Here is a 24,270-nt window from a genome sequence, read left to right on the forward strand (position 1 = left end):
GGTCAGCAGGGCGCCGGGCTCCGTGCCGGCACGTCCTGGAGGCCGTACGCCCACAGCAGGTAGCGGTGGTCGACCACCACGGCGCGCGGCGGTTCCACCCGGCCGGCGGCGGCCTCCACGACCCGGCGGATCTGCGCCGTCGACGCACCGCAGCGGGCACCGCCGGTGACGACGACGCTGGCCGCCCGACCGACGTCCACGAGGTGTGGGCCGTCCGGTGCCGCGAGCCGGCGCAGGGCCAGGAAGACGCAGCACAGGAAGCCCACCGGAGGCTTGAGCGCCGCCTGACGACCGGCGCACAGGTCGTGGTAGAGACCGCGGGACCGCTCCGGTGCCACCGCCCGGACCAGGTCGAACAGGTCCGGATCGGCGGCGAGTCGGCCCAGCAGGGCGGGCCCGGAGGCGACGACACCGAGGTCGGTGAAGACATGCCGGACGACGGAGCTGTCCGGCCCGGTGCCGCGCGCCGGATGCGCCCGGCGCAGCTCGGTGCAGGCGAAGGCGTCGGTGGTCGCGCCGCCCACGTCGATCAGGACGAACGGTGCGGTCACGCCGGGGAGAAGGAGACCTCGTCGACTCATCCGCTCCGCCGCCAGCCCGACGACTGCCGGGGTGGGCCAGATGGGCGTCTCGGTGACGTCGGCCAGCGCGCCCAGACCCTTGCGACCGACGAGATCACTCGTGTAGATGTCTCGGACCAGCTCGGTGAGCCCACCGGGACGCGGTCGGAGGTGACGGTCGAGGACGTTGCTGGCGCTGCGGTGCGGCGGCAGCAGGGCGGTGACCTCGGGAGCGTCCACTCCGGCCCAGACCAGGATCTCGTGCGGATGGTCCGCGAGCCGCGCGCCGGCCAGCGCGGCGCGCAACCGGTGGTGGTCCCCGCCGTCGACCCCGCCGGTGAGGATCAGGACGTCCACCGGCGGGGCGGGCGGGCCGGACAGGTCGGTGAGCACGCGTTCGTAACGGACGTTCCCGCCCGCGGCGACCGCCGCCCGGGCCGCCGCCGCCACGCTGTGCCGCCCGGAGAGTCCTAGTACGCCGACGAGAACTCCCCCGCTGGCCGAGCTGCACACCCGCACGCCGGTCACCGCGTCCGTCAGCCGTCGGGCGGCGATCTCGACGACCTGGTCGCCGGGGCTGATGCCGGGAAGTCGAGGGATCCGCTGCACCGCCGAGAAGCGGTCGGCCCGCCACCTGGTGCACACCTTCACCACGGTGCTGCCCACGTCGACGAGCAGCGTTCCGGTGGAGGTCACGCGAGGATCCGCACGTCGCGCAGCAGGCGTTCCCAGAGCGGGCTCCGGTCGTCGTGACGCGTGCCCAGCAGCTCGCGCTCGCGGCGGAGGTGGCTGCTGGAGAGCGGTACCGCACCGGGCGACAGGATGCGGATCCTCCGCCCCGGTCCACGGTCGGTGAGCAGCCGCCCGGCGTTCTGCTCGTGGGGCGCGAACGGCACGTCGAGGACCCCCGAGACGACGCACCGGTGCACCGCCGCGAGCAGGGATCCGGTCGCCTGCTGGAGCACGTGCTCCATCACCTCGGTGACCTCGCCGTCGATCAGGTCGTCCTCCTCGTCGATGACCTCGCTCGACAGCGCGGCGGTGCCGGGGAACATGTCGAGCACGTACCGGACGGCACGGACCGCAGCGGCGTTGGTCTCGACGCGGGGAATGCCGATCGCCTCCTCCGGCGTCTTGACCACCACCTTGTCGGCCCCCACCAGGCGGCTCAGCGCGGCCGAGACGGCGATGAGCTGCCAGGCCAGGGACGGCTCTGTGGGGAAGGCACCCATCCACTGGTGGTAGACGAGGCCGACCCGCACGTCGGGGCGGCCGGCGCGGGCCAGGAGCCGGGCGGCGTGCCGGCGCAGTACCCGGGCGATGGCGACGTCCTGTTCGAAGCTGCCGGTCTGGCCGAAGCTGACCGCGAACGACCGGACGCCCTGTTCGGCGGCGAGGAGCAACTCGCAGAGCTGGACCACGACGGTCGTCACCGGCGGCACCAGGGTCGCCGTCAGCGGACCGAACGACTCCCGGTGGATCGGCGCGTCCGCGGGCCCGACCAGGGCGCAGAGGCGGTCCACGTACTGCCAGTGCACGAGGGCCCGGTCGACCGGGTAGCTCTTGGCGTAGGGCAGGGAGTAACACAGCCCGCCGCCCTCGATCTCGGTGATGCCGGAGGCCAGGGCCACCTCGGCGAGCAGCCGGGCGTCGGGGGTGCCGTGGCGCAGACTCACCGGGACGTCGACGCCCTCGTACAGGTCACGGGTACGGGCGAAGCCGTGACTGACCAACGGATACCCGTTCAGCAGGTCGTGCCCCTCGGCGTGACCGGCCTCCAGCAGCTTGCCGGCGGTGGCGTAGTCGTTGTGCCGGGTGTAGCTGTCGATCGTCAGCGGGATGAAGTCCGCGCCCGCCCGGTGCAGCGCCACGGTCAGTGCGCGCTGCTGGTCCCAGCCGGGGAAACCGCCCCGGGGCTGGATGTACGGCCGGTCCCGCTCCCGCTGGTAGGCGACCGAGGCGAAGCGGCTGCGGGGCAGTGACTCCAGATAGCGGCGGGCGGTCGACAGGTCGAGCTCGGTCGAGCCGCCGGCCCGGATGACCTGCGCCCGCTCGTCGTCGAGGTCGCCCAGGCAGGGGTCGTCAGGATCGGACATCGACGAGGTCCCGCTTCAGCGCGTCGAACACCGGCCGGAAGCTCGACGGCCGGTGGAACACCCGGTGGAAGCCGAAGCCGGTGAAGAGCCGTTCCACCTCGGCGGAGGGGCGGTCCCCCACCACGAGGTTCCCGCCGGCGTAGAGGAGGACGTCGGCCAGGCCGACGGCGGCGAAGTGGGCGCCGAAGCCCCCGCAGGCGCCCTCACCCTCGCCGTTGATCGAGGCGACCAGCACTGCGCGGGCGCCCGTCTCCCACGCCGCGTCGGCGAAGTCCACGATGTCGTTGCTGGTGCCCAGGTTGTACGGGCGGAATCCCTCCTCGGCCAGCCCGATGGTCAGGATGCGGTTGGCCACGACGTGGATGTCGTGGCCGACGACGCCGAGCACGACGCCCGGTCCGGACGCGTCGTGCAGGATGTCCGGACCGGCCACCGGCCCCGTCGACGCGTCCACTACTCCGACGCGGACCTGACGGCGAGCGTCGGCATCCCGAGCAGCGCCACCCCACCCGGGTTGGCCGTCTTCTGCCCCGGCTTGTCGAAGTGCCGGAAGCAGGAGAAGGTCTGGTCCTCGTGCTTGCTCTGCACGAACGCCTTCAGCTTGGGGCTCTCCTCGTACATGGCGAGCATGTCGGTCTCGAAGACGTTGCCGATCACGTCCGGGTTGCCCAGCTCGCAGATCATGACGTCGCCGTTGGAGTGGAGGTGGAGCTGCGCCTTGCCCTCGATACAGCTGGCGTAGATCACCCCCGGGTCGCGGAGCAGCGGCTGCAGCCGCTTCCACCCGTCACTGCCCGGCCGGAGGTAGGCCGACAGGCAGCTGAAGAAGAGGGTCGTCCGCGGATCCCGCTGCTCGACGAGGTTGGCGATCGCCGTGCAGACCCGGTCGGCGTCGAGGGTGTTCGCGTACCCCTGGTGGACGCTCGGGATCTCCATCTGGATCTCGTGCTTCCGGACGCCCAGCTCCGCCGCGAAGCGGTGCACCTCGGCCATCCGCGACTCGGTCTCGTCGAAGAGGATCGTCTCGACCACGGTGTCGATCGAGGACGAGGCGACCGACCGGCCGATCGCCGTGACGATCTTGCCGAACATCTTCTCGGTGACGCCGTAGAACGCGGAGTGGCTGGCCGCGTCGGTGTGGTTGAGCGAGAAGTGCAGGACGCTCAGCCCGGCCGCCTCGAGACGCTGGAACTTCTCCTCGGTGAGCACGGTGCCGTTGGAGTTGATCTGCGTCTCGATGCCCTTGCTCGTGCAGTACCGGACGATGCCCTCGCAGATGTCGAACTCGAGCAGCACCTCGCCGCCCGACAGCTTGACGCGCTGGAGATCGGGCAGCGTGTCGATCACGTTCGCCACGTCCTCGACGGAGAGGATCTTCCGCTCGAGAAGGTCGTACGCACCGCAGTAGTCGCAGCGGAAGTTGCACCGCGACGTCACACCGATCTCGATTGCCCGCAGGGCGCCCCCGCCCACGCGATCCATTTCCAGAGACTTGAATGTCACTTTCGCTCCCCTGCAGCGAGATATCCGGGCGGCGACGTGCCGCCGAGATCGGAAAATTGCGCCTCGGTGCGATTCGGTCGCGCTGGCCAGGACGGCAACGCCCCCACTCAACCTCGAAAAAGATTAACTCTCATCACTTCCCGCAGGCAAGGCCATGTCGGGAACCCGTCGTACCACCGCTATCGAAACGCCCGGGAAACAGCGAATCGTCATCCTGCGGCGAAAACTCCACCGATGTGCCCGAATTCTGCGGGATCTGGAGGTAGGTCGATAATGATGTCGGTAATGCCGAGGTCGTGACACGACCGCAGCCAGTCGGCGACACCCGCCACGGATCCGACCAGTTTCGGCGCGTCGATCCCCCGCATCGGCGCGCCGTACCACAGCCGCTCGTCGTGGACCTCCCGCGCCTCGGCGAGGGCGTAGCTGGCGGTGTGCTCGCTGGAGACGACCTGCGACATGAACATCCTGCCGGCCACCTCCTGACGCCGGTCCGGCGCGTACCACCGGGTGGTGGCCGCCCAGGCCTGCTCGTCGGTCTCCCGCACCACCAGACCGACGAGCATGGCGACCCGGTCGACGCCCTGCTCCGCCCGGACCCGGGCGACGTCCCCGGCCAGGGTGGCCCGGGGCCGGGCCATCATCAGGACAGCGTCGACCGGCACCACCCCGGCGGTCGACGACGAGGGCGTCACCAGCAGGGGGGCGCACGGCCCCTCGGCGTACCGCCCACGGTCCAGGCCGGCCCGGAGCTCCACGGCGAACTCCGCGAGCCGACGCCGGGCCGCGACCTTGTCCGGCTCGGCGGCGCGTGCCGTCCGGGTCGCTCCGGCCACGATGTTGACGTGCGTCGGCCGTCCGAACCGGTATTCCAGGTCGGCCACCCGCCGCGCCACCGACTCCGCGCTCTCCTGGTGCGGCCGGACCGCCACCACCGGTTGGAGCGTCGGCGAGCAGGCCAGCAGGTCGAAGGCGACCAGCCAGGGATCCATCGCGGCCGGGAAGTCGTAGACGAAGGCGCCGACCACGCCGGCCCGCTCGGCGGCGCGCGCGTACCCGACCAACCGCTCCAGGTACGACCGGGTGGGCAGTCGTCGCCCGATGCCGAAGCTCTCGGAGTGCGGCGGGACGATGAAACTCAGCGACGTCGGCCAGTCAGCCACCCGGCCGAGTGTGCCGGACGTGGCAGACCCCGACAAGGCCGCTGTCCACCATGCGTCAGGCACCCCGCCGGACCCCGCCCCCGACCCGGACGGGATCGACCGACATGAGCAGGACAACCGGGGCGCGGGACGGATCTCCGACCCCGGCCGACAGGCTCCGGACGCGTTGCCGAGCGACCTCGGTCGGCGCTACCGTCCATCCGGTAGCACCGTGATCCCGTCCCGAACCGTTCCCCACGCACGGCTCACCGACCGAGGTGCCATCATGCTCACCGATCTGCGGAACTTCTCGATGACGGCCTTTCCCGCCCGGCGGCTGGTGGTCGGTTCCGCCACGCTGACCGCTCGGGAGCACCCGCCGCACGAGATCCACCTCGACGCGTACGACCTGGGTGACAGGTGCGTCAGCGCGGCCGACTTCCACGCCTTCCTGCGCGACCGCCCCGGCGACGTGAGCCACCTGGACGTCGACTGCATCGACCCGTGCTTCGTCGTGCACCGTCCCGGTGGCTTCGAGCTCCGGCCGGGCTGCGCCGACTTCCCCATGATCCAGATCAGCTACTGGGGTGCGGCGGCCTACTGCAACTGGCTGTCCCGCCAGGAAGGCCGACGCCCGGTGTACGACCTGCCCGTCCGCGGGGTCGACCCCGACGCCGACGGCTACCGGCTGCCCACCGAGGCGGAGTGGGAGGCCGCCTGCCGGGACGGCCACCCCGAGGAGACCGTGGCACCGGGCGACGCCGCCAACACCTCCGACGCCGGCCCCGCCTGCCGACGGCTGCGGGCGGGGGAGAGCCGCGCCGGCAACTTCCTGCCGGGACAGCCCGCGCCGGTCCCGGTGGCGGGCCTGCCCGCCGACGCCGCGGGCCTGTACGGGATGCTCGGCAACGTCCGGGAGTGGTGCCACGACCGTTACGGCCCCTACGGTCCCGAGCCCCGACGCAACCCGACCGGAGTCACCAAGGGCTCGTTCCGGGTGGTGCGGGGCGGGTCCTTCGTCGACCCGGCGGCGGACGTCGGCCCGGCGAGCCGGATGGCGGCGTACGAGGACACGAAGTGCGAGGTCTACGGGTTCCGGGTGGCCCGGTCGCGATGACGGAGGAGAGGTCCGGCACCATCGCCGCCGCCGTCACGCCGACGTTCGTCGACGTGCCGCCCCCGGCCCCGTTACGCCCCGACGAGGCGACGCCCGTCGCCGGTTTCCGCCTGGCCGCGACGCCCACCACCGTCGGGCAGTACTGGCACTACCTCGTCGACCTGGGGCTGGACCGGTCCCCCGCACCGTTCCTGCACGGCCTTCCCGCCACCCCCGGCACGGGTCTGCGCAGCACACCGGCCGGCACCGTGGAGATCGACCCGGACCTGGGCGACCTGCCGGCCACCTGGGTCACCTGGCACGGGGCGACCGCCTACTGCCGGTGGCTCGCCGGCCGGACGGGCGTGCCGTGCCGGCTACCCGACGCCGCCGAGTGGCGGCACGCCGCCGCCGGGCCCGCCGGCTTCCGCTGGGCGCTCGGCAACGACTTCGACCGGCCGGTGTACGCCCCCGCGGCGACCGGTCCACGGCCGGTCGGCCGTACCCCCGCCAACGGCTTCGGTCTACACGACATGACCGGAAACGTCTTCGAGTGGTGCCAGGATGCGCTGGACGCCCCCGACGGCCCGGAGGCGGGGAACCCCGGCTCACGTGTCATCAAGGGCGGGGCCTACACCGTCCGCAACCCGGAGAGTTTCGACAACGCCACCGTGTTCACCGCCGACGAGCTGAGCGCGGTGCCGTACATCGGCTTCCGGGTGCTCAGCTCCCCCGCACCGACCCGGCGCTGAGCGGCACGCCCAGCGCGACCGGCAGGTGGCCGCTCGCCAGCGTCCACGCCTCGACCACGTCGTCGCCGTCGACCACCACCTCCACCGCGGGGGGCCGGGAGAGGAACGCCGACAGCGCGGCGGTCGTCGCGTACGCGCCGACGTTCTCGACGCAGAGCAGGTCGCCGACGCGCGGGGCGGCGACCGTGGAGTTGACGGCGAGCCGGTCGAGCGGCGTGCAGAGCGGCCCGACGACGTCCACCGTGGTCGTCGCACCGTCCGGGTTCGACAGGTTGCGCAACCGGGTGCTCGGACGCAGCACCCGGCCCAGCCCGGACATGCCGCCCAGCACGTTCACCCCGGCGTCGACCACCAGCACGGTGCTCCCGCCCCGCTCCTTGACGTCCCGCACGGTGGTGAGCAGCCGTCCCGCCGCCGCGACCAGGCCACGACCGGACTCGAACCAGATCTCGGCACCGGTGGACGTCAACGGGGCAAGCACCGGGGGCAGGCCCACGGTGAGCGGGGTCAGGTCCGGCCCCTCGCCGGGTGCCGCGTACGGCCAGGGGAAGCCCCCGCCGACGTCGACCACGCGGGGCTGCACGCCGGACGCCGCGGAGATCTCCCCCACCACGTCCACGACGTGCGCGAACGCGGCGAGCAGGTCGTCGGGCGTGGGCAGCTGGGAGCCCAGGTAGCAGTGGAAGCCGAGGACCTCGACCCCCGCGCCCGGTCGCCGGCAGAAGTCGACCGCCTCGTCCGGCAGGAATCCGAACTGCCGACCGTCCGCCATGGACAGGCCGGCCGCCGGACGGCTCGGCGGCTGGACCCGGACCACGACCGGGAGGGGATCGGCCGGACCGGGCCGTACGGCCTCGCGGAGCCGGGCCACCTCCACCGCCGACTCGCAGGACAGGACGGCTCCGGCGGCCACCGCCGCCCGGAGCTCGGCGATCGACTTGCCCGGGCCGGTGTAGAGCAGCCGGCCTGGTGGTGCCCCGGTGCCCAGCGCCACGGAGAGCTCGCCGAGAGAGGAGACCTCACTGCCGCAGCCTGCGGCCTGGAGGGCGGCGACGACCGGTGGGAGCGGGTTGGCCTTGAGCGAGTAGAGCAGGAGCGCGTCGGCCGGCAGCACCCGCCGCAGTTCCTCGGCCCGTCGGCGCAGCACGGCCCGGTCGTGCACGAGCAGCGGGGTCGACAGTTCGGCCGCGAGGTGCCGCAAAGCCGACTCCGATGAATGGTCGATCGACGGTCGCAGGTCTTCCAGCGGCTCGCTCACGTGCGTTACTGTAGCCGGGAGTTCATGAGCCGCGACGGCTGATTTCAGGCAGTTCGGCCGGTTTTCCCGGGCGACGAGCGAGAAAATGCAGGAGCTCATGGGCGACGTGCAGGCGACGGAGACGGCAGTCCGCGACAGGCTTCAGGCGGTGCTCGCCAATCATTTGCGAAAAATCCCCGAGGGCACCGACTGGACCAGCGTCCCCCTACCAGATCTTGGCCTCGATTCACTGTCGGCAATCGATCTGGTGATCGATATCGAGGAGACCTTCGGCGCGGAGTTCCCCGCCAATCTTCTCGTCCGCGAGACATTCGCGACTTTCGCTGCTCTTGAAGCGGTGGTCACCGCGATGGTGCGGTCGGCGTAACAGAAGCACGGAGAGGAGCGGGGAGCGTGGCCGTCTCGACCGAGCATCGACGGCGGCGTCTGCCGGGGCCGAGCGGGCCGGGTCACCTGCGGTACGTCCGCGGCCTGCTGGGGCGCCCCTACGACGCCCTGCTCGACCTGCACCAGCGCTACGGGCCGGTGTGCGCCTTCGGGTTCGGTCCGCAGCGCTACGTGCTGCTCTTCGGCGCCGAGGCCAATCAACTGCTGCTGACCGACAATCCGGCCCGGCCCCGGTTCCTCTCCCGGGACGTGCTCAGTCTGCTGATCCCGGTGGTCGGCGCGCGCGCCATGGTGGTCAGCGACGGAGAGGACCACCGGCGGCGACGTGCCCTGGTGCGGCCCGCGTTCGTCCGCCGACGGATCGAGGGCTACGTCCCGGTGATGGTCGACGAGATCCATCGCATGATCGGGAGCTGGCAGGTGGGCGGCACGGTCGACGCCTTCGACGCCGTACGCTCCTGCATCCGGCGGATCGCGATCCGGTCGCTCTTCGGTGACCGGCTCCAGGCCCACACCGACCAGATCGGCCGGGAACTCGAGACGGCGCTGCGATACATCAACCGTTCGCCGTTCCTCCGGTTCGACCACGACCTGCCCGGCACCGCGTACCGCCGGGCGATGGCCGCCCGGGGTCGGGTCGACGAGCTGGTCCGGGCGGAGGTCGCCAAGCGCCGCGCCGAGCCCGAGGACCGGGGCGACGTCCTCGACGCGCTGCTCGCCGCCTCCGCCGACGACGGCGACCACCTCGCCGACCTGGAGATCCGCGACCAGGTGATCAGCCTGATCGCCTCCGGGTACGACTCCAGCAGTTCCGCCGCGGGCTGGGCGGTGTACGCCCTGCTCAGCCATCCCGAGGTGTACGACCGGGTGCGCGCCGAGGTGGGCCGGGTCGCCGGCGACGAGCCGCTGACGGCCGCCCTGCTGGGCGACCTGACCTACGTGGGCTGGACGGTGTCGGAGATCCTGCGTCTCTACACTCCCGGCGTGCTGACCGGGCGCTCCACGATCACCGACGTCGAGTTCGCCGGTGAGCTGATCCCCGCCGGCAGCAAGGTCCTCTATTCCCAGTACGTGACCCACCGGTTACCCCGGCACTGGGCCGACCCGTTGACCTTCCGTCCCGAAAGATGGAATCGTGACGCGCCTGACCATCGGGAGCCCGACCCGTTCAGCTTCGTTCCCTTCGGTGGCGGTTACCGCAAGTGCATCGGCTGGGCGTTCGCTGAGCTGGAGTTACGGGCACTGATCGCGGAACTCGCCCGCTGTACGCAGTTGTCGCTCGCCGGGCCACCGGTCGAGCCCACCGGCGTGGCCACCATGTGGCCCCGGGGAGGCGTACCGGTCACGGTGCGGAGCGTAGAATGCGCCAGAGGCTGATGCCGCTGCCCCGTTCGGGGCCCCCCGGGGCCTGACCCGGTTCGCGCCCGTCCCGTGCCAGCCGGGCAGGCGGCGGTGCCTCTCGCCGATGGGCCCGACCCCATCTGCGGAGTCTGCGACCAACCGAGGTGTCGAATGAGTCAGTCGTCCGTCCGTGACAGCGTTACCCCGGCCCTTCGCGACCTGATGTCCCAGCGGGTCCTCGTGCTGGACGGTGCCTGGGGCACGATGCTCCAGGACGCCGGGCTCACCGCTGCCGACTACCGGGGCGACCTGCTGACCGATCACCCGCGGGACGTCACGGGCGACCCGGACCTGCTGAACCTGACCCGGCCGGACGTGGTGCTGGACGGGCACCGCCGGTACCTCGCCGCAGGGGCCGACATCACCAGCACCAACACGTTCACCGCGACCCGGATCAGCCAGGCCGACTACGGTCTGGAGGATTACGTCCGTGAGATGAACCTGCGCGCCGCGCAGTTGGCCCGGCAGGCGGCGGACGAGGTCGGCGGCCGGTTCGTGGCCGGCTCGGTGGGACCGATGAACGTGACCCTGTCGCTGTCCCCACGGGTCGACGACCCCGCCTACCGGGCGGTCTCCTTCGAGCAGGTCAAGGACGCCTACGCGGAGCAGATCGCCGCGCTCGCCGAGGGTGGCGTCGACCTGCTGTTGATCGAGACCATCTTCGACACGCTCAACGCCAAGGCGGCGCTCGCCGCGGCCCGCGAGGTGGCGCCGCACCTGCCCCTGTGGATCTCGGTCACCATCGTCGACCTGAGCGGGCGGACGCTGTCGGGCCAGACGGTGGAGGCGTTCTGGCGGTCGATCGAACACGCCGAGCCGCTGGTGGTGGGGGTCAACTGCTCGCTGGGCGCCGCGGAGATGCGGCCGCACGTGGCGGAGCTGGCCCGGTTCGCCGACACCTTCGTCGCCTGCCACCCCAACGCCGGCCTGCCGAACGCGTTCGGCGGGTACGACCAGACCCCGGAGCAGACCGCCGAGTTGCTCGGCGAGTTCGCCCGGTCCGGCATGGTGAACATCGTCGGCGGCTGCTGCGGCACCTCGCCGGCACACATCTCGGCGGTCGCCGAGGTCGTCGAGGGGCTCACCCCCCGCAAGCCGGCCACGAGCGCACCGGCCACCCGGTTCAGCGGCCTGGAGCCGTTCGTGGTCGGGCCGGACACCGGGTTCGTGATGATCGGGGAACGGACGAACGTCACCGGGTCGGCCCGGTTCCGGCGGCTGATCGAGGCCGACGACTACCAGGGCGCGGTGGCCGTGGCCCTGGAGCAGGTACGCGGCGGGGCGAACCTGCTCGACGTCAACATGGACGCCGATCTGCTCGACAGCGAGCAGGCGATGACGACCTTCCTCAACCTGATCGCCACCGAGCCCGAGGTGGCCCGGATCCCGATCATGATCGACAGCTCCCGGTGGAGTGTGCTGGCCGCCGGCCTCACCTGCGTGCAGGGCAAGGGGGTGGTCAACTCGATCAGCCTCAAGGAGGGTCCGGAGGCCTTCCTCAGGCAGGCCCGGTTCATCCGGGAGCACGGCGCCGGCGTGGTGGTGATGGCCTTCGACGAGCAGGGGCAGGCGGACACCGCCGAACGCAAGGTCGAGATCTGCGGCCGGGCGTACGACCTACTGGTGAGCGAGGTGGGGACCGCGCCGGAGGACATCATCTTCGACCCGAACGTGCTGGCGGTCGCCACCGGCATCGCCGAGCACAACGGGTACGCGAAGGCGTTCCTCGACGCGCTTCCGTTGATCAAGCAGCGCTGCCCGGGTGCGCGGATCAGCGGCGGCATCTCGAACCTGTCGTTCGCGTTCCGGGGCAACGACGTGGTCCGCGAGGCGATGCACTCGGCGTTCCTCTTCTACGCCGTCCGCGCCGGGCTCGACATGGGCATCGTCAACGCCGGTCAGCTCGCGGTCTACGAGAACATTCCGGCCGACCTGCTCACCATGGTCGAGGACGTGCTGTTCGACCGCCGTCCCGACGCCACCGACCGGCTGGTCTCCTTCGCGGCCACGGTCAGCGGGTCCGGTGCCCGACGCGAGGTGGACCTCGGCTGGCGGGACGCTCCGGTGGCCGACCGGCTGGAGCACGCGCTCGTGCACGGCATCGTCGACTTCGTCGAGGCCGACACCGACGAGGCGTTGCAGGCGCTGGGCCGGCCGCTCGACGTCATCGAGGGCCCGCTGATGGACGGGATGCGGACGGTCGGCGACCTGTTCGGATCGGGCAAGATGTTCCTCCCCCAGGTGGTCAAGAGCGCCCGGGTGATGAAGCGGGCCGTGGCCTTCCTGGAGCCGCACCTGCAGCGTGAACGCGAGCAGGCCGAGCGCGAGGGGCGGGTCTCCGCCGGGCACAGTCGGGGCAGGGTGGTGCTCGCCACGGTCAAGGGCGACGTCCACGACATCGGCAAGAACATCGTCGGTGTCGTGCTGGGCTGCAACAACTACGACGTGATCGACCTCGGGGTGATGGTGCCCGCCGCGAAGATCCTGGACACCGCCGTGGCGGAGGGTGCCGCCGTGGTGGGCCTGTCCGGGCTGATCACCCCGTCGCTCGACGAGATGGTCACCGTCGCCGCCGAGATGCAGCGTCGTGGCCTTCGGCTTCCGCTGCTGATCGGCGGGGCCACCACGTCCCGGCAACACACCGCGGTCCGGATCGCCCCGGCGTACGACGCCACGACCCTGCACGTGCTGGACGCGTCGCGGGTGATCGGGGTGGTGTCGAACCTGCTCGACCCGGTCCGCGCCGGGCAGCTCGCAGCGACCAACGCCACCGAACAGGAGCGGCTGCGCGAGCAGCACGCCGCCCGCCGCCAGCCACTGCTGAGCCTGGCGCGGGCCCGGGAGAACCGGGAGCAGGTGCCCTTCGACGATCTGCCGGTGCCCGCGTTCACCGGCGTGCGCACCGTCGAGCCGGACCTCGACACGCTGCGCGCGATGATCGACTGGCAGTTCCTCTTCCTCGCCTGGGAGGTCAAGGGCAAGTTCCCGGCGATCCTGGAGCAGCCGGTGGCGCGGGAGCTCTACGACGACGCCAACGCCCTGCTCGACCAGATCACCGCAGCCGGGTCACTGCAGGCCCGGGGCTGCTACGGCTTCTGGCCGGCCCACACGGAGGGCGACGACATCGTCCTCGACGACCCCGCCGTACGGCTGCCCATGCTGCGCCAGCAGACGGTGAAGCCGACCGGTCGCGCCAACCGCTGCCTCGCCGACTACGTCGCGCCGGCCGGCGACCACCTCGGCGGCTTCGCCGTCGCCATCCACGGCGCCGAGGAACTGGCCACCCGCTACGAGAAGGACAACGACGACTACCGCGCCATCATGGTCAAGGCGGTCGCCGACCGGCTCGCCGAGGCGTTCGCCGAGCACATCCATCTGCGTGCCCGGCGGGACTGGTTCGAGCCCGACGCGGATCCGCTCCTCGAGGACCTGCACGCCGAGCGGTTCCGGGGCATCCGGCCCGCGCTGGGCTACCCGGCCAGCCCGGACCACAGCGAGAAGCGGGACCTGTTCCGGCTCCTCGACGCCGAAGCCCTCGGGATCGAGCTGACCGAGTCCTACGCCATGACCCCGGCCGCCAGCGTCAGCGGGCTGATCTTCGCGCATCCCGGGTCGCGGTACTTCACAGTGGGCCGCATCGACCGGGACCAGGTCGACGACTACGCGGCCCGGCGTGGCGTCGACCGTGCCGAGGTCGAGCGCTGGCTCCGACCGAACCTCGCCTACGAGCCGGAGTGAACCGCCAGGACGGTTTCGGCAACGACGCCGATCATCGTCCGATCATCGACACGGGGTACACCGTGATCGATGGCGGACCTACTGTGGACCTCAACCGGTGGGCTGTCGACGTCTAGACTGGGGCATCCGGTCACGTCGATGTCCACACGTCGACCACAGCCTCCCGTCCGGAAGGAAACCGCCGTGTCCGACGACACGCTCCAGTCGTTTCCCCACCTCCGCACGCTGTTCGACAAGGAGATCGCCGACGGCGTCGAGACCGGTGTCCAGTTGTCGATCTCGCACGCCGGCGTCCGCCACGACATCGCCGTCGGCGACGACGGGCTGGGCTCGCCGCTCACCCCGGACACGTGGGTGCCCTGGACCTGCTCGTCGAAGCCGCTCGGCGCGCTGGCCTTCGCCCGTGCCTGGGAGAGCGGCCTGCTCGGCCTCGACGACCGGGTCGCCGCGCACCTTCCCGAGTACGGCGAGGGCGGCAAGGACGCCGTCCGGGTGCGGGACCTGCTGACCCACACCACGGGTGTGCCGGACCCCCTGCTCATGCTCGACACGGACGGCCAGGAGCTGCCGGACTGGGATCAGGCGCAGGCGTTGGTCTGGATGGTGGTCTGCGCCGCCGAGACTCAGCAGCGGCCGGGCACGTCGATGAGCTACAACCCGATCACGAACTGGTTCGTGCTGGACCGGCTGCTCACCACCATCGACGGGACCGCCCCGGGGGACAGCTACCGGTCCATGTTCTCGTTGCTCGGCATCTCGGCGACCCTCGGGCTCGACGGGGACGTGGCGCCGCCGGTCGCGCCGGTCGCCTCGCCGGAGGAGGCCGTCGGGCTGGAGAAGATGGTCATGGCGGCCCGGCTGCCGCTGCCCGGCACGGGGGTCTGGGGCAGCATGCGCGACCTGCGGTGCGTCGGCGAGGCGCTGCTCACCGGCCGGGCCGCCGACGGCACCGAGGTCGCCCGGCGGGCCACCATCGAGGCGTTGACGGCGACGCACTGGCCCGGCACGGTCCGCAGCGCCCTCTCGGACACCGACTTCGCGTACGGTCTGGGGTTCATGACCCTGCCCCATCTGCTGGGTCGCGCCTGCTCGTTCCGCGCCTACGGCCACGCCGGCGGCAACACCTCCAGCCTGGTGGTGGATCCGGACGCCGAGCTCGTGATGGCCATGTACTGGAACGGGCGGCTGGCCGACGTACCGACGGTCACCCGCCGGCACGCCCTGGTCGAGGCCGTCTACGCCGACCTGGAAATCCACCGGCCTGCGGTCCAGTCACCGCAGGGCGCCTGACCCCGACGGTCGTCGGGGCCAGGCGCCGCGGAGGGTGTCCTTCCGGTGCACTCACCGGCCGGGCAGGGCGTGGCGGTGGCCTCAGCGGCCGACGGACCGGGCGACGCGGAACCCCACGTCGTCGATGCGCAGACTCGGGTGGCTGCGCCGACGGACGGACGCCCGGCAACTCCACTGCTCGTCGAACCAGCCACCACCGCGCAGCACCCGGTAGCTGCCGTAGACCTCGGCGTCGTAGACGTCCCAGCACCAGTTCCAGACGTTGCCGAGCATGTCGTGAAGGCCCCACACGTTGGGCAGTTTGCCGCCCACCTCGTGGAGGCGTTCGCCGGAGTTGCCGCGGTACCAGGCGATGTCGTCGAGCGGGCCGTAGCGCGGGCCGGCGGTTCCGGCGCGGCACGCGTACTCCCACTCCGCCTCGGTCGGCAACCGGTAGCCGTCGGCGGCGGTGTCCCAGCCGGCATGCTCGTCGGCGGCGCGCAGGCGGTAGGCCGGGGTCAGGCCGTCGCGTGCCGACAGCGCGTTGCAGAACTCGGCGGCGTCCCACCACGACACGCTCTCCACGGGCAGCGAGTCGCCGGTGGCGACGCTCGGCCGCCGGCCGGTGACCTCGGCGTAGCACCGTTGGGTCACCGGACAGGCGGCGATCTCGTACGCCCCGAGGCCCACCTCCCAGGAACGCTGGGTCCGGCGGTCCGACAGCGTGACCTGGCCGGCGGGAATCCGGACCATCTCGGTGTACGGCCCATCGCTCATGATCGGACGATCGTACCCGGGACACCCGCCACCGGTACGGGGCTCTGCCACGGCATCGTCCGGTAACGCGGGACGGGCCCGGCGCGGAGAGTGGTCCTCCGCGCCGGGCCCGTCCCGCCGGTCGGGGTCAGCCCGCGCAGGTGGCGGTCGCGCCGGGGCCGGTCCCGGTGCCCTGGAAGCCGAAGTTGGTCGACTGCCCGGCACCGACCTGGCCGTTGTAGCTCACGTTGGTGAACCGGACGGTGCCGCTGTTGCCGCTGGACTGTGCGCTCCAGGCGCTGGTGACGGCGGCGCCGCCGGGCAGCGTGATGGTCACGGTCCAGCCGTTGAGGGCGGTGGCGCCGGCGGTGACCGTCACGCTCGCGGTGAAGCCACCGGACCACTGGTTGACCGTCACCGACGCGGAGCAGCCGTTACCCGCCGGCGGCGGCGTGGTGGGCGGAGCCGTGGTCGGCGGAGCGGTCGTCGGGGGAGCCGTGGTCGGGGGAGCCGTGGTAGGCGGCGTGGTGGTGGGCGGGTTGGGCGCGCCGTTGGCCAGGCTGAAGGCCAGGTCCGGCTGGAACGACCCGGCCGTGTAGCGGCAGCCGTCCGCCTCCCCCGGCGGCTTCACCCAGAGGTACGCGTCGATGTTGTTGTCGTTGGTGTTGGTCGTCGGGTACATCCCGATGCGCCGGTCGGTGTTGTCGTCGCCGCACCAGTCCCCGCTGGCACCGCCGTTGCGGCTGGTGTCGATGACCTGGCGCTTGCCCGAGATGCCCATGCCGTTGAGGGCGGAGATGACCGCCCGGCCGAAGTTCGCCTCACTGGAGGTGGGGTTGAAGTTCGACACGTTGCTGAAGAAGCCGTCGGCGTACTGCACGCCGGCCGCCCGGAGCCGGTTGGCGGTCTCGTTGGCGCTGTTCCAGGTGGAGTGGCCGGCGTCGAGGTAGACCTTGGCGTTGGGGTTGGCCGACTTGAGAGTCCGGGTGGCCGTCGAGATCGCCTGGTTGCGGGCGTTGATCTCGTTGCTGTTCAGGCAGGTCAGCAGGGCGAGGGAGTCGGTCTCCAGGATGATGATGACGGTCCGGTTGCCCAGCCCCCGGGAGAAGTTGGACACCCAGGTCTGGTACTGGTTGAGGTCCGGCGCTCCACCGGCGCTGGCCCCGCCGCAGTCCCGGTTGGTGATCTGGTAGATCGCCAGCACCGGAATCTGCTGCGCCGCGTTGGCGGCGCCGATGAACTCGGCGGCCTCGGCCTGCGCGGTCGACAGGTTGAAGTTGGCGAACCAGCGGGCCTGCGGCTGACTCGCGATCTTGTCCCGGATGGCGGCGGCACGCGAGTCGCCGGGGTTCGCGGCGACCCAACGGACGACCGCCGAACTCGGGTCTCGGTAGAGCGGGCCGGAGATGGTGCCGGCGGAAGCGCCGCCGGCGGCGAAGCAGACGGCGGCAGCGGTGGCGCCCGCGACGGCGGCCACACTGGCGGCCACCGATCTGCGACGCCGGGAGAGGATAGCCACGTCGTGTTTCCTCCTCATCACATAGATGTGTCTGAGTTCATGGGAGCGTTTCCATGGACGGTAGCCGAGGCACACGCTGCTGCCAAGGTGTGTGGACTTGTCGATAGGCAGGGGACGTTTCCGCTGCACTCCCGTTGGCCTCCGACCCGAAGCAGCGGATGCCTGCCGATCTCCCTCTGCGGCACGACGGCTGATCCCGCACGAGCAGCCGCCCGACCACCGACCTGCCGGCCGCCCCCTGATCCCGGCGGGGTCGAAGGCCCCCGGCCGGCCGCCGGATGCTCGCGGTCCTCACCTACCTGCTGCACCGGCCCGGCCCGGTAGCGGCCCGGCGTCGCGCCGAGGGTCCGCCCCCGGCCCCAGCCATGATCAAATTGCCGGAATGCAGACGACACCCCGGGGAGAGTGCAACTGATCGCAATGCGATCTTGAAGCTTCCTTGGCAAGTTTCCGAGGTGCTGGTCGCCACCCGGCCCAGCGGTTCCGGGTGATCCGCGTGCTCGACTGGCCACCTGCGACGGCTGGATCCGGCTCGACGGCCACCGGCTCGACGCCGAGGGGAACGCGGTGGCCCGCCGATCGATCTTCGTACAACCGGCGGGACTGGTCGTCCCACGACGAACCGCCCCGGCGCGACCGGGGCGGTTCAGGGGGCGGGCGGTGGCGACGGGTCGGCCACGAGCAGGGTGAGCTGCCGTACCAGGTCGTCCAGGGATTCGCCGGTGTGCGCCCGGACCAGCCCGAGGGCGAGGTCGGCGAGCAGGTAGAAGCCGAGGGTGCGGGCCGCTTCGGAGTCGAAGGAGGCCAGCAGCGTCTCCGCGCCGGCGAGGTCACCGCGACGGCGCGCGGCGATGACCCCGGCGGCGCGTTGGACGAGGTCGGCGGCGACCGGGACCGGACCGGTCACGCCGGTCAGCGCTTCGGCGGCTGGGCGCGGGCGGCGTCGAAGCGGGCGGTGACGTCGGCCCAGTCGACCAGACCCCACAGCCGGTCGACGTAGTCCGGACGGACGTTGCGGTACTGCAGGTAGTAGGCGTGCTCCCAGGCGTCGAAGACCAGCAGCGGCGTCGAGCCCTGCCCGACGTTGCCATGGTGGTCGTAGACCTGCTCCACGATCAGCCGCCGCCCCAGCGGCTCCCAGGCCAGCACTCCCCAGCCGGAACCCTGCACGCTCTTGGTCGCCGCCGACAACTGCCCGGCGAAGCCCTCGAACGCGCCGAAGTGCTCGTCGATCGCCGCCGCCAGTTCCCCGTCGGGGCGACCACCGCCGTCCGGGGAGAGGTTGTTCCAGAAGATCGAGTGCAGCACGTGCCCGGACAGGTTGAACGCGAACGTCTTCTCCAGCCCGACCAAGGCCGCGAAGTCACCCTTGTCGCGGGCCTCGGCGAGCTGCTCGACGGCGTCGTTGCTGCCCTTCACGTACGCCGCATGGTGCTTGCCGTGGTGCAGCTCCAGGATCTCGCCGGACATGGCCGGCTCCAGCGCCCCGTAGTCGTACGGCAGGTCGGGCAGCGAGTAGAGGCCCACAGCAACTCCTCGGAATCGTCGGTCGGTGGCGGGGCGGGGCGGACACCCGGGCGAGGTCGGATCATCGCGCGCCCGGACGCCCGCCACTGCTGCCACTATTCCGCAGTTGCCAAGTCTTGGCAATAAGGCCCGACGCGGATGGGCCTGCACAGGTCGCCTCGGCTCCCGGTGCTCCGCCGCCACGAGGGACACCGGCGCGAACGGCGCACCGGGACCGGCAGCGGACCGGGAGGTGGGTGGACAGCGTCGTGGCCCGGAGCCGGTCGGCTCCGGGCCACGACGTCACAGGTCAGGCGCAGGTGATGTTGCTGGGCGGCGGGGTGCCGTTGCCGGTGGCGGTGAATCCGAAGGTGGTCGAGCCGTTGGCGGCCAGCGCGCCGTTGTAGGCGGCGTTGCGGACGGTGACGTTACCGGTGCTGCCGGTGTTGACACCGTTCCAGACGCTGCTGATCGCCTGGCCGCTGGCCAGGCTCAGGCCCACGGCCCAGCCGCTGATGGCGCTGGCGCTGGTGTTGGTCACGGTGACCTCACCCTGGAACCCGCCGGGCCAGCTGTTGACCGCCTTGTAGGTGGCGGTGCAGCCGCCGGGTCCGCTGGTAGGCGGAGCCGTGGTCGGCGGCGCGGTCGTGGGCGGCGCGGTGGTGGGCGGCGCGGTCGTCGGCGGCGCGGTCGTCGGCGGGGTGGTCGTCGGCGGGGTGGTGGACGCGAACTGGGTGAAGAACTTCCAGATCTCCCCCGAGGTCCAGGTCCGGGAGTCGTTGGGGCTGCCCGACCCGTCTACCGGGCTGGGGGTGTGGTCCCCGTCGAACGCGGCCCACTGCACCGGGTAGCCGGAGCGGCAGCCGGAGTAGGTGGTGGTGATGTGGGTGAAGGTGTTCAGGCCGGGCTCACGCGGGCTCTGTGCGGTGCAGCCGTTGTTCCGGACGAACGTGTCCCGCAGCGACCGACCCATGGAGATGTTCAGCACGCTGTCGTGGGTGCCGTGGATGCCGAAGTAGGGCACCGGCTGGGTGCCGCCGTTGCAGCCGCTGAGCTGGGCGCCGGAGAGCACGGCGACCGCGCGGACGACGGTGGGCCGGGCGCAGGCCACCGCGTAGCTCATCGCCCCGCCGTAGCTCCAGCCCAGCACGAACCGCTGGGTGGTGTCGACGCACAGGTCGTTCTCGACCTGCCGGGTGATGTCGTCGAAGAGGGTCAGGTCCCGACCGTTGGTGTTGGCCCAACCCGCGTCGATGCCCTGGGGGGCGACGAAGATCGTGCTGTTGTTCGACAGCGGCAGCAGGCCGTAGTAGCCGGCCGAGGAGACATTCTGGGCCGAACCGTTCAACCAGTGGAAGCCGACGACCAGCCGGTACTGGCGGTTGCGGTCGTACCCGTCCGGGATCCGCAGGATGTAGCTGCGGTTCTGCCCGCTGCTGGAGATCGTGCGCGTCCCGTTGGTCAGCGTGGGGGCCTTGCCGCAGCCCGCGGTCGCCGCGAGGGCGCCGTTCGTCGCGGCCTCCGCCGTTGCCGGCAGGCCGCCGTTCAGCGCGCCGCCGACGGTCGCCGCGAGGAGGACGGCCGCGGCGGCGATGGTGGGGAGTAGATGTCTGTGTTTCACCATTGCTTGGCTCCTTGCCAGGGGTGTTCTGTCCCAGTGGTGGTGGGTGCGAGGTCGACCCGACGAGCGCCGGCTGCGCCCCGCAGGGCAGCAGGATGCGCAGGACGATTCACACCTCGTCTCCTCGCGGTCAGCGAGTCGATTCGGGTAGGCGGACGCGCCCGTTCGGCGCAGGCGGCACGGCAGCTCGGTGGGGCGGCCCGGACTGGTCACCGACCGGCAGGACGGCGGGAGGGGTGCCCGCGGATGCCGCTGCCGATTGACTGAGGTGACTGGGAGCGTGCCCTTCGCTCCTGCGCCGAAAGATAGCAGGTTATCGATAACATACTCAACCGGGCGAGCGGCGACCGCAGCCGGCACGGGCGAAACAGGTCCACCGCTTGCGGACCGACCGCCGGCGTCCGACGGCTGCTCGGCGCAGGGCTGCGGGTGCGCAGGGCCGGGTCGACACCCTCGAAACTTGCGGTTGAGAAGTTCGCAACTTTCTGGGAATCTGGCGTTCCGCCGACGGCTCCAGCGCCGCCCGGCGTTTCTTCAACCTGCACGCACCGGCAACGACCGGATCGAGGCCGCGTTCCGCGCCGCCGATGCGGCCGACCCGAACGCCGAACTGGTCGGCTGGACCGGCAGGCGGCGGGCTCGGCACAGGCCGAGCCCGTCGCACGCCGCAGGGCCGGTGGCAGGAGAGGCGTACGGAGATCGGCAGTGCATGCCAGGTGGCTGTCGGCCAGGGGTGCCGGGGTCCTCGGCGCGCGACCGGCGTACGCGGATTCGACTGTCACTCCGGGCGCGGGTGGTCCTGGTTACGCCGGAGGGCCTCTTCGAGCTGGTCTTCGAGAATGATGATCCGGCACGCGGCTTCCAGCGCCGTGCCCTGGTCGACCATCTCCCGGGCCCGCGCGGCAAGACGCAACTGGTAACGGGAGTAGCGGCGGTGGCCACCGGCCGACCGGACCGGGGTGATCAGCTTCAGCTCGTCGAGGCGACGCAGAAAGTCCTGCGAGACGCCTGTCATCTCCGCGGCGCGACCCATCGTGTAGGCGGGGTAGTCCTCGTCGTCGAACATGTCGTCGGGTTGGGCCATCCACACTCCTCTCATGACGAGGGCCCCGGCGCGGGAAGCGCCGGGGCCCGGGGTTTACGGGTCAAAAACACCATCTACCGACAGGTACGTCGGGTTGTCGTATCCGCACCCGCCACCAGCGGCGGCCTGAGGCGCGAGGATCGCATAAGCGTGACCGGAGACCACCTCTCGTTCGATGGAAACTGCGGTGTCCGGCTCCAGGCATGAGACTGCGTCCCGGAGACGGGCGATCCAACGGTGTTCGGGGCCCTCCCTTTCCTCTGCTTTCATTTCCTGGTACTGGTCGTGCTGTCCGCCGGTGGCGGAGCCCCACGCGACTTCACGGCCCCATCCACGTGCGACGGACTGTCCTACCAGGTGAGCCCTGAACCAGCATTGGCCCACCTGTCTGCCCTGACCTGGAATTACGTCAGGGTCTTGACGTCAACTTCACGTTTCCTGTCGTGCTGTCTGCGGTGATCGAATTTCCACCGCTGTGCCGAGTGGGCCACGAGACATGTCCGCGGCTCCTGGATAACGCTCGGCTACTTCGTCGGCGTCTTCGACGATCTCTGCTGTCAACAACAGGAACATTAACCACCCGCAGCAAGAATGTCTAGCGCTTCGCGCATAGATTTTCTCGGTGAGCGCGCGTACACCCTGGGTGTCGGCAGAGCCGTGGTCAGACGCTGGCGAGCGCCTCGGTCGGCGGGAGGGCGGCGGCCCGCATCGACGGGTAGACGCCGGCCACCATGCCGACCACCACGGCACCGCCCAGCCCGGCGAGGGTCGACGACAGCGGCACCACGACCGGCCAGTGGTGGAAGGCGGCGTAACCGACGGTGACGGCCAGCCCGAGCAGCGTCCCGGTGACGCCGCCCAGCGTCGCCAGGGCCACCGACTCGGTGAGGAACTGGCCCCGGATCTGCCCCCGGTTCGCCCCGAGCGCGCGGCGCAGGCCGATTTCGGCCCGCCGTTCGAGCACCGAGATGACCATGGTGTTGGCCACCCCGATCCCGCCCACCAGCAACGCCACCGCAGCCAGGGCGAGGAAGAGGGCCGAGAAGGCGTTCTCCGTGGCGCGTTTCGCGGCGAGGGCGTCCGAGGGGCGACTGACCAGCACGTCGGCGGGCCGTTCCGGGCTGACCGTCTCCGGCAGCACCGCCCGGACCTGCTCCACCGCGGGTTCCAGGGACCTGACGTACAGCACGGTGGGGTGACCGTCGAAGCCGAGTTCGGACTGCGCAGCCGGCCAGCCGACCAGCACGGACCGGTCGATCTCCGGCAGCAGTGGGACGTCGGCCAGGATGCCGACGACGGTGAACCACCGGTCACCGATCATCACCTGCTGGCCGGGACCGTCCCCCGGGGACACGTCCAGGACTCCCAACCGGGTCGCCGCCACCGAGCCGAGCACCACTGTGGGAAACCGGGCGGTGGCCGGGGTGAGCCAGCTGCCGTGCTGCACCCGGGCATTGATGATCGGGAGCAGGTCGAGCTGGCTGGCCAGCACCGTCAGCCCGGAGCCGTCCCCCGGGTCGGTGCGGTCGGAGCGGCGGATCAGGGCGTGCGTGTTGGCGACCGCGCTGACGCTGGTCACCGGGCCGATCCGCCGCACCATGCCGGTCGACTCCGGGGGCAGCAGCGCCGGCGGATCCTGGTCGGGCAGTGCGTTCACCTGGAGCAGGTTGGTGCCGAGCGCGGAGAGTTCCCGCATCAGTTGGGCCTGGCTGGAGGCGGGGATGCCGGTGACCACGATCATGGTGGCGATCCCGATGGCGATGCCGAGGGCGGACAACGCGGCCCGGGCCCGGCGGGTACGGATGCCGAGCAGCCCCAGGCCGAGCAGGTCGACCACGGCCAGCCGGACCGGCCGGGCGGCGGCGAGTGCGGTACGGGGGTGCGCCTCGTGCCTCGTACCCGTGATGGTGGGTCTGGTCATCGGGCCGTCACCACCGTGCCGGAGTCGGCGACCAGGCTGCCGTCGCGCATCTCGATCCGGCGGGGCAGCCGGTCGGCGATGTCCCGGTCGTGGGTGATCACGGCGATGGTGGTGCCCTCCCCGTGCAGCCGGTAGAGCAGGTCCAGGACGGTCTGGCCGGTGCGGGTGTCCAGTGCCCCGGTGGGTTCGTCGGCGAGCAGCAGGGCGGGCTGGTGGACCAGGGCCCGGGCGATCGCCACCCGCTGCCGCTCGCCGCCGGAGAGCTGGTGCGGCAGGTGGGTGACCCGGTGCGACAGACCGACCCGGTCGAGCGCCGCGAGGGCCAACGGTCGGCGGTCCCGGCGCGGCACCCCGGCATAGAGCAGGCCGGTGGCGACGTTCTCGGTGGCGGTGAGCCCGGCGGTGAGGTGGAACTGTTGGAAGACGAAGCCGAGCCAGCGCCCGCGTAGCGCGGACAGTCGCCGGTCGGAGAGGTCGGCGACGTCGAGGCCGCCGAGGCGCACCGTGCCGGAGGTCGGCCGGTCCAGGGTGCCCATGATGTTGAGCAGCGTCGACTTGCCGGAGCCGGACGGGCCGACGATGGCCAGCATCTCCCCCTCGGTGATGTCGAGGGAGACGCCGGCGAGTGCGGTGACCCCGCCCGGATAGACCATGGAGGCGT

General features: G+C 71.5%; 20 protein-coding genes and 1 pseudogene. 7 read left to right on the plus strand and 14 right to left on the minus strand.

The genetic code is table 11. The features are described from left to right. Nucleotides 1-2: 2 nt before the first annotated feature. From OHQ87_RS21380 to OHQ87_RS21400, 5 genes are all read right to left on the minus strand, one after another. A complete protein-coding gene (locus OHQ87_RS21380) occupies nt 3-1,256 on the minus strand; it encodes a glutamate mutase L (protein WP_328340475.1) in 1,254 nt (417 codons plus the stop codon). Then, entirely contained in the window at nt 1,253-2,656 is a 1,404-nt protein-coding gene (locus tag OHQ87_RS21385) for a hypothetical protein (protein ID WP_328340477.1), read from the minus strand. The genes OHQ87_RS21380 and OHQ87_RS21385 overlap by 4 nt, the downstream gene beginning before the upstream one ends. Then, nucleotides 2,643-3,110, minus strand: a complete 468-nt coding sequence (gene glmS, locus OHQ87_RS21390) for a methylaspartate mutase subunit S (protein WP_328340479.1) — start codon at nt 3,108-3,110, stop codon at nt 2,643-2,645. Before glmS ends, OHQ87_RS21385 begins: the two co-directional genes overlap by 14 nt. Beyond that, the gene (locus OHQ87_RS21395) at nt 3,110-4,159 is read right to left on the minus strand and encodes a radical SAM protein (protein ID WP_328340481.1); all 1,050 of its coding nucleotides are present in this window, start codon (nt 4,157-4,159) and stop codon (nt 3,110-3,112) included. The genes glmS and OHQ87_RS21395 overlap by 1 nt, the downstream gene beginning before the upstream one ends. 209 nt (nt 4,160-4,368) lie before the next feature. Continuing rightward, nucleotides 4,369-5,322 (minus strand): hypothetical protein, encoded by a 954-nt coding sequence (locus OHQ87_RS21400; RefSeq protein WP_328340483.1) that lies wholly within the window; start codon nt 5,320-5,322, stop codon nt 4,369-4,371. 265 nt (nt 5,323-5,587) lie between these two features. Between OHQ87_RS21400 and OHQ87_RS21405 the strand changes: the two genes are divergently transcribed. Both OHQ87_RS21405 and OHQ87_RS21410 read left to right on the plus strand, forming a co-directional pair. Further along, nucleotides 5,588-6,418, plus strand: a complete 831-nt coding sequence (locus OHQ87_RS21405) for a formylglycine-generating enzyme family protein (protein WP_328340485.1) — start codon at nt 5,588-5,590, stop codon at nt 6,416-6,418. Further along, the gene (locus tag OHQ87_RS21410; protein WP_328340487.1) at nt 6,415-7,149 is read left to right on the plus strand and encodes a formylglycine-generating enzyme family protein; all 735 of its coding nucleotides are present in this window, start codon (nt 6,415-6,417) and stop codon (nt 7,147-7,149) included. The genes OHQ87_RS21405 and OHQ87_RS21410 overlap by 4 nt, the downstream gene beginning before the upstream one ends. Here the strand turns inward: OHQ87_RS21410 and OHQ87_RS21415 are convergent. Continuing rightward, complete coding sequence (locus OHQ87_RS21415) at nt 7,121-8,407, minus strand: type III PLP-dependent enzyme (RefSeq protein WP_328340489.1); 1,287 nt, start codon at nt 8,405-8,407, stop codon at nt 7,121-7,123. The genes OHQ87_RS21410 and OHQ87_RS21415 overlap by 29 nt on opposite strands. A gap of 85 nt (nt 8,408-8,492) precedes the next feature. Between OHQ87_RS21415 and OHQ87_RS21420 the strand changes: the two genes are divergently transcribed. The 4 genes from OHQ87_RS21420 to OHQ87_RS21435 all read left to right on the plus strand — a co-directional run bounded on the left by OHQ87_RS21420 (nt 8,493) and on the right by OHQ87_RS21435 (nt 15,223). Further along, on the plus strand, nt 8,493-8,774 hold the full coding sequence (locus OHQ87_RS21420) for an acyl carrier protein (protein WP_328340491.1): 282 nt from the start codon (nt 8,493-8,495) through the stop codon (nt 8,772-8,774). Between the two features lie 26 nt (nt 8,775-8,800). After that, entirely contained in the window at nt 8,801-10,171 is a 1,371-nt protein-coding gene (locus tag OHQ87_RS21425; protein ID WP_328340493.1) for a cytochrome P450, read from the plus strand. Nucleotides 10,172-10,306: 135 nt separating this feature from the next. Then, complete coding sequence (gene metH / locus OHQ87_RS21430; RefSeq protein ID WP_328340495.1) at nt 10,307-13,933, plus strand: methionine synthase; 3,627 nt, start codon at nt 10,307-10,309, stop codon at nt 13,931-13,933. Nucleotides 13,934-14,116: 183 nt separating this feature from the next. Then, entirely contained in the window at nt 14,117-15,223 is a 1,107-nt protein-coding gene (locus OHQ87_RS21435) for a serine hydrolase domain-containing protein (protein WP_328340497.1), read from the plus strand. Nucleotides 15,224-15,304: 81 nt separating this feature from the next. Here the strand turns inward: OHQ87_RS21435 and OHQ87_RS21440 are convergent, their stop codons facing one another. Next, the gene (locus OHQ87_RS21440; protein WP_328340499.1) at nt 15,305-15,979 is read right to left on the minus strand and encodes a formylglycine-generating enzyme family protein; all 675 of its coding nucleotides are present in this window, start codon (nt 15,977-15,979) and stop codon (nt 15,305-15,307) included. Between the two features lie 127 nt (nt 15,980-16,106). Beyond that, nucleotides 16,107-17,477, minus strand: a complete 1,371-nt coding sequence (locus tag OHQ87_RS21445) for a glycoside hydrolase family 6 protein (RefSeq protein WP_328340501.1) — start codon at nt 17,475-17,477, stop codon at nt 16,107-16,109. Between the two features lie 481 nt (nt 17,478-17,958). Between OHQ87_RS21445 and OHQ87_RS21450 the strand changes: the two are divergent. Next, nucleotides 17,959-18,167 (plus strand): annotated as a pseudogene (locus OHQ87_RS21450) (hypothetical protein); the annotation flags it as partial. Here the strand turns inward: OHQ87_RS21450 and OHQ87_RS21455 are convergent. The 6 genes from OHQ87_RS21455 to OHQ87_RS21480 all read right to left on the minus strand — a co-directional run bounded on the left by OHQ87_RS21455 (nt 18,124) and on the right by OHQ87_RS21480 (nt 24,262). Next, nucleotides 18,124-18,384, minus strand: a complete 261-nt coding sequence (locus OHQ87_RS21455; RefSeq protein ID WP_328340503.1) for a superoxide dismutase — start codon at nt 18,382-18,384, stop codon at nt 18,124-18,126. The pseudogene OHQ87_RS21450 and the gene OHQ87_RS21455 sit on opposite strands and share 44 nt — an antisense overlap. 5 nt (nt 18,385-18,389) lie before the next feature. Then, the gene (locus OHQ87_RS21460) at nt 18,390-19,004 is read right to left on the minus strand and encodes a superoxide dismutase (RefSeq protein WP_328340505.1); all 615 of its coding nucleotides are present in this window, start codon (nt 19,002-19,004) and stop codon (nt 18,390-18,392) included. A 289-nt stretch (nt 19,005-19,293) separates the two neighbouring features. Then, on the minus strand, nt 19,294-20,607 hold the full coding sequence (locus OHQ87_RS21465) for a cellulose binding domain-containing protein (RefSeq protein ID WP_328340507.1): 1,314 nt from the start codon (nt 20,605-20,607) through the stop codon (nt 19,294-19,296). A gap of 775 nt (nt 20,608-21,382) precedes the next feature. Next, nucleotides 21,383-21,688 carry a MerR family transcriptional regulator gene (locus OHQ87_RS21470; RefSeq protein WP_328340509.1) on the minus strand — a complete coding sequence of 102 codons (306 nt, stop codon included), beginning with the start codon at nt 21,686-21,688 and terminating at the stop codon, nt 21,383-21,385. Nucleotides 21,689-22,349: 661 nt separating this feature from the next. Continuing rightward, complete coding sequence (locus tag OHQ87_RS21475) at nt 22,350-23,609, minus strand: ABC transporter permease (RefSeq protein ID WP_328340511.1); 1,260 nt, start codon at nt 23,607-23,609, stop codon at nt 22,350-22,352. Continuing rightward, nucleotides 23,606-24,262 carry an ABC transporter ATP-binding protein gene (locus OHQ87_RS21480; protein ID WP_328348944.1) on the minus strand — a complete coding sequence of 219 codons (657 nt, stop codon included), beginning with the start codon at nt 24,260-24,262 and terminating at the stop codon, nt 23,606-23,608. The genes OHQ87_RS21475 and OHQ87_RS21480 overlap by 4 nt, the downstream gene beginning before the upstream one ends. Between the last annotated feature and the right edge of the window lie 8 nt (nt 24,263-24,270).

Source organism: Micromonospora sp. NBC_00421, from assembly GCF_036017915.1.
Taxonomy (GTDB): Bacteria; Actinomycetota; Actinomycetes; order Mycobacteriales; family Micromonosporaceae; genus Micromonospora.